Here is a 15,468-nt window from a genome sequence, read left to right on the forward strand (position 1 = left end):
GCATGGTTTGCCTTTCGGTGTGGTGAAGTTTGGAGAGAAAGAACCCGCATTGAAAGGCCCAGCACGTACGCTCGTAAAGGGGGAGCACGTACGTACGGGATCAGCGCCTCAATTTGTTGGTTTTTTCACCGAAGGTGTCCCGGTTGAAGTCTTTTTCGTAGTACGTGATGTGCGTTTCCCGGTCGCTAATTGCCTTGGTTTTGAGCGCGTTGATCTGGTCATAGGGCACATCCAGCACCTTCGCCATGCGGTCTTTGTCGCTGGACTCGCGCAGCGCGTGACACCGGATGTACATGCACGATGACCAGAAAGCCTTGTCGGCATCGGCCGGCCGCTGGCAGGCCGCGATGATCACCAGGCGCTGGTGCCGCCCGCGCTTGGTGCAATTGCGCCACGGTGCCGGTGCCCAGGTGGGCCGTGTCACCAGCTCCAATTCCTCGACAACAAACACCAGATCACCGGCCATGAAAACCACCTTGCACAGCGCGGCAAAGTCGCGCTTGAATTCGTCCTTGTCGTACTCGGTGTCATCGTGCGGCTGCCAGATCATTTTGAAGGCTGGCTTTTTCATGGCCGCGATCACTTGCCGCACGTCAGAAACGACGATGCCGCGATCAGCGTATTCCTTGAGCGGGTCAAAGATCACAAGGCGCGTCGGCTTCAATTCGTCCAGGGCTTCATTGACGCCCACGCCCTTGCCGCTGCCGGTGGTGCCGACAAACGCCCGCACATCGGCGCGCTTAAGTGCTGGCGCTGCCATCGCCGCCCTTCCCGCCCGCCGCTGCTGCCTGCTCTGCGAAGTACGCCTTTTGCTGCTGACGCACCTTGTAGGTCACATAGACCGATGGGCCCAGCGATGCTGCCAGCATGGCGTACGGGCCATAGTCGCTCAGCGCGCCGCGCATGTCCCAGCCGTTGCGTCTGGCGATGGCTGCCAGCGGCTCTGCGAATTCCTCGCGCTTTTTCTTGCCCCAGAGCTGCTCGAATTGTTCATCGGTCAGCCAGTTGATCAAAGGCCGGGCGGGCGCTACCACCAGATCAAGCAAGTCCAAAATATCGGCCTTCACCGTGTCGATCTGCTGGCGCTCCTGTTTGGCTTCCTGCTGCTGGGCCGCGCCCTGGCTGCTGGCCGCGTGTTGGTTCAGGTCGCTCAGCACCGAATCTATGTCGGCTTCCACACTGCGTGGCGCTGCGGCCTGCGGCTCACCCTTGACCGTGGCGTCTGACACATCGGCAGACTTTTGAATTTTCGTGACCATCAGATAGCTCCAAGCACGCCCCAGCCGGGCCGTTTTGTTTCAGTTTTTTTTGTCTGTGGCGCATCGTCAGTAGCGGCGATGGCTGGCGCGGGCGGTGCGGGTGGTTCGGCCTGCAGCACCGGCTTTGCTGGCGATGGTGCACCGATCAGGGCGCGCAATTTTTCGTCACAGTCGCCTGTACGTGCGAAGCCTTGAAAGCCGCAGCGCGGCTGCCGGCATGAAACGCACACCAGGCGGGATTTTGTGAGGGTGTATCTGGCCTCGGGCTGCCCGCAGACCGGGCAGGCGCCCAGGCCGATGAGGTTTTCATCGGCCATGGCGATCAAGCCGCTACTGAGATCAGCCGTGCCAAGTCGGCAACGGCTTTGCGCACGTCGCCGTACGTGGCTTCGTGCTCGATCTGGGCAAGTGCTGCCAGATTTTCCGCCCGTTTGTCGGACGGCGATGCAGTTTTTTTGGCCGCTGTTTTGGCCGGGGAAGGTTTCGAGGTTGCCATTGTTGACTCCGAAGAATCAGCAAGGTGCGCATCAGGGCGCGATTCTAAGCCGATTTCCCGTACGTAGCGCCACTGCCCTGAAACTTCAAAAAAAAACGCGCCTGCATCGTCCTGATGCGGCGCGTACGGGTTTTGACCCCGACCCATCCCCTTCAATGTCAAGCAGTCTTCCCTGCCGCTGCCGGTGCCCTGGCGCCGTTTTAGTACGGGATATCGTCCGCGTCCACCTTCGTTGCCTTTGCGCCCTTGGGCGCACTCGATAGGAATCCGGCTTTGAGAGCTGCAAGCTCTTCCCTGCCGCGTTTAGCGGCCTCGGATTGTGGATAACTGGCAGTTTCTGAAGGGGTAGGGGATGTTGAATTAAATCCCTGATACCCCTGCGGTATACCCTGCGGTAAATCGTCCATCGGTGACTCGGGAAGCCGCGTGGTTGCTAGGTTTTCTGACCTTTGGAGCCTGCGGGAAACCCTGTGGTTTATCGTTTTGGTCGCGGCTATATTTTTGTCGCGTGGCACGATCTTCAGACGGAGTTGGCCTTGTGCCTCGTTGCTTGCCGCGTTGCGCCATACGTGGCGGGCTTTGATGAGGTCATCCACCACCCGCCGCACTTGCCAGTAGGACGGCCCAGGGCGGCGCCTGCCGCGTTCTGGGATGGGCGGGGTGCATAGCTCCATCAGGCGGTGATACCCGCCCAGGAACTCGCCTGTCTTGAAATCGGTGTGTGCCAGCAATAGCAGGTAAATCTGCGTTGCCAGCGGGTCACGCAAAACGTGAAGGAGGCTGTTCAGTTCGCCTTGTTCAAGGCGTAGGAATTCGGGGACTCGGAGTGTTGCGGGGAGGGTCACGCCTCGCCCGTTCTGTCGATGGTGTCCAGTGCAGCGCGAATAAATGCCCGCTCGGTGGCGGGCATCTTTTCCAGCTTCGCCACCCAGCGGTTGGCTTTGCGCTTGAGGCGCTCACGCTCACGAAACCCGGTGCCGGGGTTGTAGGTGCGGCGCGCTGCCATCGCCGCTTCTGGCGTGCCAATGGTCAGCTGGAAAGGCCAGTGCGGGTCGATGCGTTTTTTGTCATTGCTTGACCAGCCCGCAGGGGTCACCCAATCCGTGAAGGGCTGGCCCATCGCGTCGAGGCCAAGCGGCAGTTCAACGGTTGCGGCGTCCTCTGGCTGCTTCATGGCGCCACGCGGCAGGCGCTGGGCATAGGGCATGCCCGCTGGCCCAGCTGGCAGGCGTCCGGGTCGTGACAGGTGGCGCCCTGCCCTTGCAGCTGCTTTTGAATCAGCAGCAGGCTGGCGATCACAGCGCCCAGCTTGTCAGCGGGGATAAACGCACAGTTGCGGATGTCGTTTGTCTGGCCTTCAATGGTCAGCAGCGCACCAGGGCCGGTGCGGGCGTGAATCAGTCTGCCCTCTACGGTGTCAAACGTCAGGGCGATGCGGTCGCTGAGTCGTACGGTGGCGCTGCTCATGCGCCCACCAGCAGGAAAGCGAACTTGACGCCCAGGGGGAAGCCGACACCGCAGCCCAGGGACAGCACAAGACCCCTGAGGAAATACCGGGCCACCTCAATGAGTGCGTACGGAACTCTCATGCTGCCTGCCCGTGGCAAGGGTCGATCAGGGCCATGGGCTCCCCGTAGGCGGTGGCAATGCGCCCGGCCACCAGCAGCAAGTCCGACACGCTGCCGCAGCGGCTGGCCGCTCTGAGGTCGGCGCGGAACTCGATCAACTCGGTGTGGCTCCAGCCTTCCCAGCCCATGGGCATCCGCCTTTGCAGCTGGGCCAGCTTTAGGCAGATGACGACGCGGCGCTCGGTGATGGACATGGTGGCGGTGCTCATGCTGCCGCCTCTGCGTCCTGCTTGGCAATGTCCAGGGCTTCAGCTTCGGCTGCGGCCTTGCACAGCATGTCGGCCATGCTGCGTGCGCCCTCTACTGTCATGTCCCATTGGAACGAAAGGCCAGCGCCACGGGCGAACAGGCCAACTGTGGTCGGCGTGTCGCTCAGGTGGTGATGGTGAGCGTGAAGCTCCAGGTCTTTGTTCCCGCAGAAATTGCGCGGGTAAAAAACGGTGGGTGCTGGGGGTGTGACTGAGCCTACTGGCCCATCAGAATTGGTTCGCATCGTTGAGTCCTCACTCGGTGATTCGCACAGTCCGCATCACCCGAAGGGCCACCGGCTTGAGGAATTTTTGATGCGAACCCTGCTGCATGCATGTGGTTCAAAGCCGGTGGCAGCGCGAATGTAGAGCAAGACCATTGCAGTGCGCAACCCCCTAGCTCCTAGCGCCAAATCCGTGGCTCCGTTATCGTACGTACGGGAATTGATCTAAAAAGGGGCAGAAATGCGTGATGTGAACACCGTGCTGGATAGTGTCAAACAGGCTCACAAAATAGGGTCTGATTACAAGCTCGCCATGTTCCTCGGGATGGGGTCTGGCAACCTGAGAAACTACCGACATGGGCGCAGTTTGCCCGACGAAAAAGCGTGCGCAAAACTGGCTGAGGCGTTGGGCGAAAAACCCGACCTTTTGGTGGTCGAAATGCAGGCTCAGCGCGCCCGCGATGACGACACCCGGCAAATTTGGGTGAACCTTGCCAAAAGGCTCCAGGCGGGCTTCGCAAATGTCAAAATGCTGGCAGTGCTTGCTATCGTTTCAATAGCTGCTCACGCCCTCCCCGCTTGGGCTGCAATCGCTTTTGCTTCGTCAGTCGCCCAAGCGTCTGTATATTATGTTAACTAATACCGATCATCCCCGGCATTGAAGTGCGACGCCAAAGGTTTGGGCCTCGCTCTCAAGCCATTTCTCACTGCTACGCCCCACCGCCGAAAGGCACCTGACCCAAAGCTTGTAGGACGATGGAGCAAGCTCCTCAGGCGCGCTTGTGGACCCTGCAAACTGTGGCGATGAAACAAGCACACTTCCAATTTCCTGGTTTGCGGACTCTCTGCGCTTCACTTGCAGTTTTGATGGCCGCTGGCGTTGTCCTGGCGCAGCCTTCGCCAGAGGCTGGCGCGCAGGCGCTTCAGGCCAGATACACCGCCCTGGCCCCGCAATTGACGAAAAACGAGTTTGGTCGCCCGCTGGTGATCGAATCCACCGAATCCGACAAGTCGGTCAGCGGACACGCCTATGCGGTCATCAACTACCCGTTTGCGACCGTTGCCGCCGCCTTCAAGGACCCTGACAACTGGTGTGAAGTACTGATCCTGCATCTGAACACCAAATATTGCCGGGCCGAGGGCGACGGTACCCGGTCGGTGCTGGTGGTCGCGGTGGGGAAAAAACACCCGCAGGAGATCCGCGACGCCTACAACCTGAGTTTTGACTTCAGGCCCGGCGTGTCCACGCCAGAGTATCTGGCGGTGCAGATGAACGCCGACAAAGGCCCTGTGGGTACCCACAATTACCGCATCAACTTTCGGGCGGTCCCGATTGTCGGCGGCAAAACCTTTCTGCACCTGCAGTATTCGTACGGCTATGGGCTGGCCGGGCGCATGGCCATGCAGGGTTATCTGGCCACCATGGGCAACGGAAAACTGGGGTTTACCCAGATCGAGCGAACCAGCGGTGGCACGAAAGCGTATGTAGAGGGCATGCGCGGCGCGGTGGAGCGCAACACCATGCGTTATTACCTGGCCATTGATGCTTACCTGGCGTCGCTGAACAGCGCTGCTCCAGAACAGGTGGAAAAACGCCTGCAGCACTGGTTTGATGCCACCGAGCGTTATCCGCGCCAGTTGCACGAAGTGGAGCGCAACGCCTACCTGACGATGAAGCGCACCGAGCACCGGCGTCAACACGCCGGCCCGTGATGCGCTGAAAGCCGGCTACTTGTTGCGCAAAATCTGGCGCGCGGCAGCCATGTCGCGGTCGAACAGCGCCTTGGCATCGCGGCGGCAGGCGGTACGCTCCGCAGCGGCCAGTGTGGCGCACTCTTCGAGATAGACCTTGTAGCCGCCGCCTGCCTCGTTGATCGCGGTACGGTATTTTTGCTGCGGGGTGACGTCGGCCACCGCACCGCGCGTGATCAGGCTGTCCTCCATCGATGCGGGCTGGGCCATGACGGCTGAACCGGCTGCAAGCAGCGCGGCAGACAGCAACAAAGCGACAATTTTTTTAGACATGTGCGAGTCCCAGGTTGGCCGCATATGCGGTCGGTGATGGATGAAGCGGAAAGCGGAAAGCGGAAAGCCGAAAGTGCGGAAAGGATTTATGGGCGCCCGGAGCTGTTGGGCGTGTGCTGATGGTCAAGCGGTGGCTTGTCTGGCATGTTTTTCGAGTCAATACGCGCTTTGATGCCGGCCGGGCTGTTGGCGGCCTTTTCCGCCAGCGCTTGTTGCTCGCTGCCATCGGCTTGCGGGCCCTTGTTTTTGTGCCCTGACGGGCTTGGCGTGGGATGGCTTGAGAGGGGTTTCATGAAAGCTCCAGGGTACGGGTTGAACTCAACAGGGTGAATGGATTGATTTTTCACCTTACGCCGCACCCTGCCCCCCGTGCCGTCAGTGTGCAAGCAGCCTGCCTGTAGGACGGGCAGGCCAGTCCCGATACATGGGGCGAAAAAAAACAGGCCCGAGGCCTGTTTTTCAGGAAAGCGCCGCTCCTGCAATCAGGGACGCAGCGTCATCTGGCCACGAATTTCACCGCCTGGGAATTTGGCGGTGTGGATATTGGCGTACCACTTGCCGGCGATCAGGTCGGCCGCCTGCGCCGCGGTCAAGGTGGCCTGGCCGGCCATGGGGCTGGTGACAGGATTGTTGAAGGGCAAAGCCACACCGGCGTTGGCGCCGACCATGGCGGGGCCATGGAAGTGGCCTGCCGTCGCTGGGCCGCTCAGGCCGTCGTAGGTCATTTTCCATTGCAACAGGTTGGTGTCCTTGTTCAGCACCGCGTCCACTTGGCCGGTGGCGTTGGTGGCTGCGGGCGGCACCTCGTTGGCGCCGCGCAGCTGTGTGGTGAATGCAAGCTGGGTCGATTTTGGCGTCATCATGCCGCAACCGGTGACGAGCACCACAACAACAGTGGCTGCGAAAAACGCGCGAAGGCTTTGGCGGTGGGTCTTGGTCATGGGTGGCTCCGAATGTAAAAGAGTCGGCCATGCTACTGGAAAAGTACATCACGCCTTGTAGGACGGAGCCTTGTCCCGCTTTTGACCAGGAGATTCCGCCAGATACCAGATACGACCCGAACGACCACGCACCACTGTAGTTTGACTAAAAAAGGGCTTTATCCCAAACTGGTATTGAGTTGGAAGCTATGGAATTAATAGCGATCTGCAAGGGCGCCCTGGTCCTATCGGCGAAACCGGTGCATGCCGACACCCCGGGCCAGGCATGGGTGTGTCGGTGCCGGTGACGTGGGACGAGTGGCCAGGTCTTGGCAGCGGCGCGCACTGGCACTGCGCCAACATCGACCCACGCATGCAGCTTGGCAACCTGCCGTGGGAGGGTTATGAGGCGGCAAGGCGTCGCTTGGCTGGGCCCATGAAAACGCTGGGGTTGACTGCCCGCAAAGTGTGAGGCGTCGCCTGCGTAGGACGCGCATCACAGTCCCATGCGGGATGTGCTGACACGCTGGCAGCCGCTCAGGCGCTAACACTTTCTATTGATGCCGCCTACGCTGGATCTGGATGTCGATACAACCGGGCACTGCATCCATCGGTGCCATGTTCTGCCGGAGACCTTCATGAAAAAAAATGCTTCACACCATCAGACTCCCTGGCGCGGCGCCGCCGCCGTTCCGGGGCTGTGCGCCGTCGTTGCGCTGCTGCTGCTGACCGGCTGCCCGCAATCGAAGTTGCCCGATGTCCCGCCGAGCGTGCCGCAGCCCAAGGCGTCGCTGCATCTGTTTCACCACTCGTTTGAAATTTAATGGTGTCTCACCCGTCTTACCGCTCTGTTGCCGGCCTCTGCCTGATTGCCGTGGCAGCTGTGCTGCCCGCTTGCAACGCGCTACGTGGCGCGCCTGAAGCCAATGCACAAACTGTAGAGATCGACGGCGCCAGCTATCGGGTGGAAGAGCTGACCGCCAGCACGTGGACGGCTGTGGGCCCGGCCTCTGCGCCGGAGGGGCCGCAAAAAACCGCCAGCCTGCGCAAGGCGATTGAAAAGGCGTCTAACTGCAAGGTTACCGACAGCAGCTACACCGGCCGCAACGGCGCATTGGCCGCACAGGTCGATTGCGGGGGGACGCTCAAAAATTGAAGAAAAACAGGCTGCTGGCCCCTACCCCGCTTGCGTAACCAGCTATCAAATATATAGCGGATACAAAGCTTCACGAAATCGCATTGATGCCCCGCATAACTTTACCTGCCATGGCCCGAATAGATGCAGGGCTGGCAGACACTGACCCTATCAACCACCAGGAGCTTCCCATGATGACCCCCCGTATCCGCGACCTCTCACTTGCTGCGCTGCTTGTCCTGGCTGCTGCCGCGCCCACCATGGCGCAGGTCAGCATCAACATCAATCTGGCGCCACCCCAGCCCCAGTACGAAGCGGTGCCAGTGCTGGCGCCCAACCAGGTGTGGGCACCTGGCTACTGGGCGTGGAACGGTGACCGCCATATCTGGGTGCGCGGCCGGACCATTGCCAACCGCGAAGGTTATAAATGGGCACCTGACCGCTGGGAGCAAAAAGGTGGCGGGTATTACCGGCAGCCCGGCTACTGGGTGCGCGATACCCAGTACGTTTATGTGAAAGAGAAGAAAGAAAAGAAGGACAAGAAATTCAAGGACAAAGACTGGGACAACGGAAAGCACCACGGCAAAGGGAAAGGCAAAGGGCACGGCAAGGACGATTGAGCGCTCTCCGCGGCAGCCTGCCCCGCGCTTGCAGCGGGGCGCACAACAGGCAAAAAAAAGCTGGCACCAGGCCAGCTTTTTTATGTCATCGACACGACCTAGGCGGCAGCCCTCAGAGCATGGCGCAGTGCCTTGATCTGGTCATGGTTGCGCTGTGCGCCCTGTGCCTGGCGCTCCACCACCGCACGAATGTCTGAGGGCAGATCCTCCTTCAGCGCATTGCGGTAGCGGGCCAGTGCCGCATCTTCGCCGCGCTCGCACTCGTCCAGCATGGCCAGATCGGTGTAGCCGCTGAGTGCGCCTCGCACCGCCACCCAGCCGCGGTGCATGGCGCCGCTGGCAGTGCCCCCCTCGTCGGGCTCGCCGCCGAGTTGGCGAATATGGGTCACCAGCTCAAGGCCGGCGCTGCGGCATTCATCGGCATGGCGGGTCAGCAGGGTTTTGATGTCCTGCGCCTTGACATGTTCGGCGCATTCCTTGAAACCGTATTCTCCATCGCGGCAGGATTCCAGCAGGTCGTTGAGGGTTTCAATCACTTCTTCCCTGCCTGCGACATTGCCAACCACCCGGTTGGTCCCCAGTTGCTGATCGGCCCGATACCAGGCGGCTCGGCTGGCCGCCTCGGCCTCTTGCCAGCTCAGGGTGGAACGCTCGCGCTGGCTGGTCCAGGACGCCGAGAGATCGGCATGTGCGTCGTCAAAACTGCCACTGGCCTTGCTCCGGCCCAGATAGCCCAGCCGATAGGCCGGTGCGTAATCGTCATAACCCCGGCCCGCCTGGTAGTAGGGTTCTTTTGTGTATTGGTCGTGCCAGTAGGCTTCTTCGGCGGTTGGGTTGATGGCTTCGGCTGCAGCCTTGCCACCCAGTCCCCCGGCCACCGCACCCACCACTGCCCCGGCGACAGCACCCACGGGGCCGCCCACTGCGCCGGCGGCGGCACCAGCCAGCGCGCCACCAGCAGCAGCGCCCAGTCCGGTCCCCACCGGGTGCGCGCCGGGTGCGTCGGTAATCGGGTCAAGATTGAAATTACGGTCTGTGTTTTTGTCTTCCAGTGCCATGGCATTGCTCCTTCAAGCGTGTTGGTGAAACAGATCCAGGACTGAATACATGTGCTGCTTTTCAGTCCAGAAACGCATCGTGGTGGAAGGCCACTACGCACGCGGTCAGGCTGGAACAAACTGGTCTGTAGGAGAAAGCGCCGTGCTTCAGCGTCACCCGTCAAGCGCCGGGTAACGCCGGAAAATGCCCTCTTCATTGAAGGCAATGCGGCGCGTACTGGCCAGATAGGCAGCCAGGCGCCGGTGCTGTGCCACGCTGGCGTGCAGGCTGGCTACCTGTGGCGCTCGCCGCAGGGCGCGGCGGCTGGTCTCTGGAAAGGCATAGCGCAGACCTTCGACCAGCTGGAACAGCGACAGATCGGCATAACTCAGGCGCGCGCCCACCAGGTGCCCGTTGCCCGCCGGGTTGCGTGCCAGCACGCTTTCAAACCAGGCCAGAAACTTCGGGATGCGTTGCTCCCGAAAGGCCTTGGCGCGCGCCACCGCCGCATCCTGCTGGTCTTCGTAAAACAGATGCATGGCCAGCGGGTGATGGGTGTCGTGAACTTCAGCGACTGCATCGGCGATGGTCAGCTGCAACTGGTGTGTCCACAGGCGTTTGACCTCACTCTTGCCAACCAGGCCCAGACGCGGGCCGAGGTAAAGCAGGATGGCGGCCGTCTGGCCAATCACGACCCGGCCGTCAATCAGAAACGGTGGTGCAAAGGGTGGGTGCTGCTGCGCCGGACTCTGCATCACAGTCATCATGGCCGCAACGCCCTGCCCCTGATCTTTCGGTCCGCGCGCCACATCCACATAAGGGGCGCCTGCAGCCTCCAGCGCCAGGCGCACAAACTCGCCCCGCCCCTGGATACCGGGCCAGTAATGCAGCTGATACGTCATGGCAGCCCCTTCTCTCAAAAAAAATAGGCGAAAACAGCCTCTAGCCCTTTGCTAGCGGGCGCAAGCAGCTATCGTAATGATAGCAACTTATCCGCCAGCCTTGACGCCCAGGCGCCAGAGCGAGGTGGTTTCAGCCGCCCTGGCGGTGTGCAGCGCGTCCTGCGCGTCCATCACCTTGGGGTGTAGCGGCCGGGTGTCCAGCTTCGACAAGACCTGCAGGCCCGCCACCTCCATCCAGGCCAGCAGATCGCCGCGGGGCCGCAATCCCAGGTGTTCGGCCAGATCCGACAGGATGAGCCAGCCCTCGCCGCCCGGCACCAGGTGCGCCGCCAGACCGTCGAGAAAGCCGCGCAACATGCGGCTGTCCGGGTCATAAACCGCGTGTTCAAGCGGTGAGCTTGGGCGCGCAGGCACCCAGGGCGGGTTGCAGACGATCAACGGTACGCGGCCCTCGGGAAACAGGTTCACCTCGTGCAACTCCACCCGACCGCTGAGGCCCAGACGCTGCAGGTTGTCGCGGGCACAGGCCAGGGCGCGCGGGTCCTGGTCGGTGGCCAGTACGCGCTGTACACCGCGCTGCGCCAATATCGCCGCCAGCACGCCAGTGCCTGTGCCAATGTCAAAGGCGACGCTCTCTGAGGCCATGGCTGCTGGCAAGGGCGCATTGGCCAGCAGCGCGAGGTATTCACCCCGAACCGGCGCAAACACACCGTAATGCGGGTGGATCTTCGCACCATCCATCGCCGCAATCGCCAAGCCCTTTTTTCGCCACTCATGGGCACTGATCAGGCCCAGCAGCTCACGCATCGGTACGAGGTATCCGCCTTGCGACACATCGCCGGGGCCATACACCTGGCTGCAAGCCAGTGTGACATCGGGCGCGCGCCGCAATGCCAGGTGGTGCGCGCCATCAAACTCCAGCAGCAGCATGGACAGCGTGCGTGCCCGCTGCGATTGGGCCTGGCGATGCAGGTTGAAAACGTCCTGAGGCGCTTCTGCTGTCAGCTGCTTTTTGGGTCTTTTGGGCTTGTCGATACGCCGGGCGATGGCCTGCAGGAGTTGCCGCGCATTTTGAAAGTCACCGCGCCACAAAAGGGCCGTGCCTTCGCTGGCCAGCCGGAAGGCGGCATCTGCGCTGAGGGTGTCGTCTGCGATCTGCAGGCGTTTGGGCGGCGGTGCGCCACTTTCAGAACGCCAGCGCGCAGAGCGGGCCTCACCGGCTTCGGTCCAGTGAACCAGCGACGTCATGCCGATACGCCACGCAAGCGCGGAAAGAGAAAATGCATTGGATCGGCCAGGTCAATTAACAACCGGCCATTATCCCGCTCCCCGTCAACCGGAGACGCGCGCGTCAGCGGCTGTCTTTGCCCTCGGGGCCGCTCAACGGCGCCAGGTCCGACGAATAGGTGCGGTCACCAATCGTCAACTCACTGCCTTGTTGCCACGCCGCCTCAAACGCCGCAAGCTCTTCAGCAGTGGCTCGCTCGTATTTGCGCACATTGGCTGAGCGTTCCGCCTCGGGGGTGGATGTGTCGTCGCCAGCTGCAGCGGGCTCACCACGCTCCGGGTCAAAACCCTTGAGCTCCGGGTTGACGCGCCAGTAAACCGCAGCCACCCCCACCCCATAACGGGCCAGCGCATTTTTTGCCATGGACGCGCCCAAGGCCTGCAAGGGTCGGGGCCTGCCCTGTTCACTGTCCATGAAGTCCGTCGAGAGGTCCACCATCACCACAAAGCTGTGGCCGCGTTTGTCGGCGCGCACCACCTTGAAGCGGTAGCTCCCGCTCAGAATGCCCTGGCCTTGCATCGTGGTTTTGACCGAGTCAAAAAGCATTTCACGGCGAAACGCCATGCGCTCATCAAGATTCATCTTGACCGGTGCAGTCTCTGGGCCCTGCCCTGCTTCCCGGGTACCGTGCGACGAGGAAAACAAATTTTGAAAAAATGACATGACGTAAACACCCCTGTCCTGGAGATGGGCCAGCCCTGTAGCGATTTATCAGGTATGAATTCTTCTGGGTTGTCTCGTTGACCGCGCTCAGGGCGCTTGCAACTTGCCTCGCATGGCCCCATGCTAATCTTTTAGTTACAGCTTGTCATCTCCTGACACATGGCAGTTTGAGGGCCTGTCCGTGTGACAAATGACGGAAATACGGGTCAATTTTCAGAACCTGTCACACAGCGGTCACACCGGGCTCCAAAGCGGGACAGTAGGCTTTCTCCCACATCCGCAAAAGCTCCTACCCGATAGGCGCACACCGCGCTCATGCCAATACTCTGGCATCAACTTCTGGAGGCAGCATGTCTTTTGCACTTTATATGGTCGGTTTTGCAATCTTTCTGGGCGGCCTGGTATGGGGCGCCTTTGTGGCGGGCGTACCGCCGATTTACATCGGCATTGGCTCACTGGTGATTCTGGGGATTGGCATCTTCAGCGCCGTGGGACGTACCCGCAGCAAAGACCCTTCCTGAGTGCTGGACCCAACCGGCAGCGCCGGGGTCAAAATCCGCGAAGCCTCCCTGGCGCCAAATCGCTGGGTTGAGGTCGAAAAAATTGTCATCAGGCGCCACGTCTACCAGGGCGGCGTTGACCCATCAAAAAAGGGTTTCGGGATGATCCGGAGTCCTTTTTTTCGTGGGTCAGGATGATTTGGCCCCCAGACCCATGGACCTTGAAATCACTTCTTTCATGATCTCATTGGTACCTCCGTAGATGCGCTGCACACGCGCGTCGGCGTAGGCGCGGGTGATGGGGTACTCCCACATATAGCCGTAGCCGCCAAAGAGCTGCACACATTCATCCATGACCCTGCACTGCAGGTCGGTGGTCCAGTACTTGGCCATGCTGGCAGTGGCGGTGTCGAGCTTGTCAACAGCCAGCAGTTCGGTACATTTGTCGACGAAGACGCGCGCCACCTGCACCTGCGTCTGCAACTCGGCCAGCGTGTAACGCGTGTTCTGGTAGCTGGCCACGGGTTGACCGAAGACCTTGCGTTCCTTCACGTAGGCCACCGTCCAGTCGATGGCCGCCTGCGCAGAGGCGACGGCTGTGATGGCGATCTGCAGCCGCTCCCAGGGCAGTTGCTCCATCAGGCAGATGAAACCACGGTTTTCATGCGTTTCGCCCCCCAGCAGATTGGCTGCGGGAACACGCACATCCGAGAAAAACAGTTCCGACGTATCCTGGGCCTTGAGCCCCAGTTTTTTCAGGCGCTTGCCGACAGAAAAACCGGGCAGGCCGCGCTCCACCAGCAGCAGGCTGGTGCCCTTCGCACCCGCTGCCGGGTTGGTCTTGGCCACCACCACCACCAGGTCGGCGTGCCAGCCATTGGTGATGAAGGTTTTGCTGCCATTGAGCAAATAGCTGCCATCGGCCTGTTTGATCGCCGTGGTTTTCACGCCCTGCAGATCAGAGCCGGCAGCAGGTTCACTCATCGCAATCGCGCCCACCATCTCGCCGCTGGCGAGTTTGGGCAGGTACTTGAGTTTCTGCGCCTCTGTGCCGTAATGAAGGATGTAGGGGGCAACAATTTCGCTGTGCAGGCTGTAGCCGATGCCGCTGTAACCGCCGTATGCGAGTTCTTCCATCTGAACCACTGAATACAACTTGTCCGCGCCCGATCCGCCATAGGCTTCGGGCATGGTCATGCATAAAAACCCGTTGAGGCCTGCCTTGTTCCAGACGGCGCGATCCACATAACCCTGCTCCTCCCACTGCTCGTGAAAAGGCGCAATTTCTTTGTCGCAGAACTTGCGAAAAGCGTCGCGAAAGGCTTCGTGGTCGCTGTTGAAAAGGGTGCGTTCGATCATGGTATGTCCTCCGTGGTCAGGCGGCCTTGGCACCGGCCATCGCTGATTTGACGATGCGCGCGTAGTTGCCAATAAATATGTTGTTGAGCACGGCATCGCCGATGCCGCGCTTGCCCAGGTTGTCGATGACGTCCCGCAGGTCGGCATAGTCATTGAGCATCCGGTTGGGCCATACGCCTTCCATGTCGGTGCCGAAGGCCACGTGCTCTGGCCCGACCAGGTCGCACATGCGCATGATCTCGTCAGCGTAGCCGGCCTTGCTGTTCACCGGGTAGCCTGGGTCGCTGCCCAGCCGCAGGCACCAAAGGCCGATCGCACCGCCACGCGCTGCAATCTTGCGGGCAAGGGCCAGCGGCAGTGACCGAGCCATGTAGCCCACGTCCGAGGGCGTGCCGCCGACTGGCGAGATCCAGGAGTGCGACCAGACCATGGCTGCGGGCGACGCGTCCATTGCGCCATCGACCAGCGATCCCGTGCCGTGCGCCAGGTCCACCACCATGCCCAGCCGCGCGCATTCGGCCACCACCTGCGCGCCCAGCGGCGTCAGGCGCCCATGCTGGGGTGCGGCGGTTTGATGGTCGCCCAGCGGCGTGCGGATGTAGTGCACCAGCTGCATGTGGCGCACACCCATGGCGTGCGCCTGCGCCAGCCGAGCAATGTCACCTTCGATGAAGTTGGCCGATTCGCAGGCCAGCAGCACGCGCGGCTCACCGGCCAGTGCCCCGTCCACATCAGCGGTGGTCAGCGCCTTGGCGACCTTCCATTGCGCAAGGCGCGCTTCGTAGTCCTTGACCAGGTCCTGCCAGTAGACCCAGATCGCGCCCGGCTTGGGCTCTTCGACCTGCACCAGTCGTCCGCTGGCCGAAATCCATTTGCGGTCGTCCACCACCGCCCAGGCCAGCAGCGTGATGCCGTTCTCACGCATGTGCTTGTCCAGGTCCAAACCGAACAAGCGCGGCAGGAACATGCCGTAATGTGAATGCATGTCGGCCACGTAGGGCTTGCGCACGGTGGTCTGTGCGCCTGCGTGCGATGCCAGTCCAGCCAAAGCGGCTGCGCCCAGCAATGCCACCTGGCGGCGGTTGATCTCGGTCTTTTCCATGCTGTTGCGCCTCCTGCTGTCGCCATTTTCACAAAGCGATTGCTTTGTGAAATGAATATAC

Annotated in this window: 24 protein-coding genes; 6 read left to right on the plus strand and 18 right to left on the minus strand. The window is 61.2% G+C overall.

What is annotated here, in order from left to right; all coding sequences use genetic code 11:
* Positions 1-100: 100 nt before the first annotated feature.
* From Q8L50_RS03245 to Q8L50_RS03285, 9 genes are all read right to left on the minus strand, one after another.
* The gene (locus Q8L50_RS03245; protein ID WP_305347216.1) at positions 101-760 is read right to left on the minus strand and encodes a hypothetical protein; all 660 of its coding nucleotides are present in this window, start codon (positions 758-760) and stop codon (positions 101-103) included.
* On the minus strand, positions 741-1,259 hold the full coding sequence (locus Q8L50_RS03250) for a hypothetical protein (protein WP_305347217.1): 519 nt from the start codon (positions 1,257-1,259) through the stop codon (positions 741-743). Before Q8L50_RS03250 ends, Q8L50_RS03245 begins: the two co-directional genes overlap by 20 nt.
* Positions 1,260-1,581: 322 nt before the next feature.
* Complete coding sequence (locus Q8L50_RS03255; protein WP_305347218.1) at positions 1,582-1,917, minus strand: hypothetical protein; 336 nt, start codon at positions 1,915-1,917, stop codon at positions 1,582-1,584.
* A 38-nt stretch (positions 1,918-1,955) separates the two neighbouring features.
* Positions 1,956-2,600: a hypothetical protein gene (locus Q8L50_RS03260; protein WP_305347219.1), complete on the minus strand. Its 645-nt coding sequence runs from the start codon at positions 2,598-2,600 to the stop codon at positions 1,956-1,958.
* Complete coding sequence (locus tag Q8L50_RS03265; RefSeq protein ID WP_305347220.1) at positions 2,597-2,962, minus strand: hypothetical protein; 366 nt, start codon at positions 2,960-2,962, stop codon at positions 2,597-2,599. Before Q8L50_RS03265 ends, Q8L50_RS03260 begins: the two co-directional genes overlap by 4 nt.
* The gene (locus Q8L50_RS03270; RefSeq protein ID WP_305347221.1) at positions 2,926-3,222 is read right to left on the minus strand and encodes a hypothetical protein; all 297 of its coding nucleotides are present in this window, start codon (positions 3,220-3,222) and stop codon (positions 2,926-2,928) included. Before Q8L50_RS03270 ends, Q8L50_RS03265 begins: the two co-directional genes overlap by 37 nt.
* Positions 3,219-3,344, minus strand: a complete 126-nt coding sequence (locus Q8L50_RS03275) for a hypothetical protein (RefSeq protein ID WP_305347222.1) — start codon at positions 3,342-3,344, stop codon at positions 3,219-3,221. The genes Q8L50_RS03270 and Q8L50_RS03275 overlap by 4 nt, the downstream gene beginning before the upstream one ends.
* Positions 3,341-3,592 (minus strand): hypothetical protein, encoded by a 252-nt coding sequence (locus tag Q8L50_RS03280; protein ID WP_305347223.1) that lies wholly within the window; start codon positions 3,590-3,592, stop codon positions 3,341-3,343. The genes Q8L50_RS03275 and Q8L50_RS03280 overlap by 4 nt, the downstream gene beginning before the upstream one ends.
* Positions 3,589-3,876, minus strand: a complete 288-nt coding sequence (locus tag Q8L50_RS03285; protein WP_305347224.1) for a hypothetical protein — start codon at positions 3,874-3,876, stop codon at positions 3,589-3,591. Before Q8L50_RS03285 ends, Q8L50_RS03280 begins: the two co-directional genes overlap by 4 nt.
* Positions 3,877-4,096: 220 nt before the next feature.
* Here Q8L50_RS03285 and Q8L50_RS03290 point away from each other — a divergent pair, with 220 nt between their 5' ends.
* Positions 4,097-4,495 carry a DUF3693 domain-containing protein gene (locus tag Q8L50_RS03290; RefSeq protein WP_305347225.1) on the plus strand — a complete coding sequence of 133 codons (399 nt, stop codon included), beginning with the start codon at positions 4,097-4,099 and terminating at the stop codon, positions 4,493-4,495.
* A 227-nt stretch (positions 4,496-4,722) separates the two neighbouring features.
* Positions 4,723-5,568: a hypothetical protein gene (locus Q8L50_RS03295; RefSeq protein WP_305347226.1), complete on the plus strand. Its 846-nt coding sequence runs from the start codon at positions 4,723-4,725 to the stop codon at positions 5,566-5,568.
* A gap of 15 nt (positions 5,569-5,583) precedes the next feature.
* Here the strand turns inward: Q8L50_RS03295 and Q8L50_RS03300 are convergent, their stop codons facing one another.
* From Q8L50_RS03300 to Q8L50_RS03310, 3 genes are all read right to left on the minus strand, one after another.
* Positions 5,584-5,880, minus strand: a complete 297-nt coding sequence (locus tag Q8L50_RS03300; protein WP_305347227.1) for a hypothetical protein — start codon at positions 5,878-5,880, stop codon at positions 5,584-5,586.
* A gap of 86 nt (positions 5,881-5,966) precedes the next feature.
* Entirely contained in the window at positions 5,967-6,173 is a 207-nt protein-coding gene (locus tag Q8L50_RS03305) for a hypothetical protein (protein ID WP_305347228.1), read from the minus strand.
* A gap of 189 nt (positions 6,174-6,362) precedes the next feature.
* Entirely contained in the window at positions 6,363-6,821 is a 459-nt protein-coding gene (locus Q8L50_RS03310) for a CHRD domain-containing protein (RefSeq protein WP_305347229.1), read from the minus strand.
* A gap of 539 nt (positions 6,822-7,360) precedes the next feature.
* Here Q8L50_RS03310 and Q8L50_RS03315 point away from each other — a divergent pair.
* The 3 genes from Q8L50_RS03315 to Q8L50_RS03325 all read left to right on the plus strand — a co-directional run bounded on the left by Q8L50_RS03315 (position 7,361) and on the right by Q8L50_RS03325 (position 8,555).
* A complete protein-coding gene (locus tag Q8L50_RS03315) occupies positions 7,361-7,624 on the plus strand; it encodes a hypothetical protein (RefSeq protein WP_305347230.1) in 264 nt (87 codons plus the stop codon).
* 2 nt (positions 7,625-7,626) lie between these two features.
* The gene (locus tag Q8L50_RS03320) at positions 7,627-7,956 is read left to right on the plus strand and encodes a hypothetical protein (protein WP_305347231.1); all 330 of its coding nucleotides are present in this window, start codon (positions 7,627-7,629) and stop codon (positions 7,954-7,956) included.
* A gap of 170 nt (positions 7,957-8,126) precedes the next feature.
* Complete coding sequence (locus Q8L50_RS03325; protein ID WP_305347232.1) at positions 8,127-8,555, plus strand: hypothetical protein; 429 nt, start codon at positions 8,127-8,129, stop codon at positions 8,553-8,555.
* Between the two features lie 98 nt (positions 8,556-8,653).
* Here the strand turns inward: Q8L50_RS03325 and Q8L50_RS03330 are convergent, their stop codons facing one another.
* The 4 genes from Q8L50_RS03330 to Q8L50_RS03345 all read right to left on the minus strand — a co-directional run bounded on the left by Q8L50_RS03330 (position 8,654) and on the right by Q8L50_RS03345 (position 12,446).
* Entirely contained in the window at positions 8,654-9,613 is a 960-nt protein-coding gene (locus Q8L50_RS03330; RefSeq protein ID WP_305347233.1) for a PA2169 family four-helix-bundle protein, read from the minus strand.
* A 153-nt stretch (positions 9,614-9,766) separates the two neighbouring features.
* Positions 9,767-10,495, minus strand: a complete 729-nt coding sequence (locus Q8L50_RS03335; protein ID WP_305347234.1) for a glutathione S-transferase — start codon at positions 10,493-10,495, stop codon at positions 9,767-9,769.
* Between the two features lie 87 nt (positions 10,496-10,582).
* On the minus strand, positions 10,583-11,743 hold the full coding sequence (locus Q8L50_RS03340) for a class I SAM-dependent methyltransferase (protein ID WP_305347235.1): 1,161 nt from the start codon (positions 11,741-11,743) through the stop codon (positions 10,583-10,585).
* Positions 11,744-11,846: 103 nt separating this feature from the next.
* On the minus strand, positions 11,847-12,446 hold the full coding sequence (locus Q8L50_RS03345; RefSeq protein WP_305347236.1) for a hypothetical protein: 600 nt from the start codon (positions 12,444-12,446) through the stop codon (positions 11,847-11,849).
* Between the two features lie 350 nt (positions 12,447-12,796).
* Here Q8L50_RS03345 and Q8L50_RS03350 point away from each other — a divergent pair, with 350 nt between their 5' ends.
* On the plus strand, positions 12,797-12,967 hold the full coding sequence (locus Q8L50_RS03350) for a hypothetical protein (RefSeq protein ID WP_305347237.1): 171 nt from the start codon (positions 12,797-12,799) through the stop codon (positions 12,965-12,967).
* A gap of 168 nt (positions 12,968-13,135) precedes the next feature.
* Here the strand turns inward: Q8L50_RS03350 and Q8L50_RS03355 are convergent, their stop codons facing one another.
* Positions 13,136-14,305, minus strand: coding sequence for an acyl-CoA dehydrogenase family protein (locus Q8L50_RS03355; protein ID WP_305347238.1), 1,170 nt, complete (start codon positions 14,303-14,305; stop codon positions 13,136-13,138).
* A gap of 16 nt (positions 14,306-14,321) precedes the next feature.
* Entirely contained in the window at positions 14,322-15,407 is a 1,086-nt protein-coding gene (locus Q8L50_RS03360) for a dipeptidase (protein WP_305347239.1), read from the minus strand.
* Positions 15,408-15,468 lie beyond the last annotated feature (61 nt).

Source organism: Polaromonas sp. (genome assembly GCF_030680935.1).
Classification (GTDB): domain Bacteria; phylum Pseudomonadota; class Gammaproteobacteria; order Burkholderiales; family Burkholderiaceae_C; genus Polaromonas.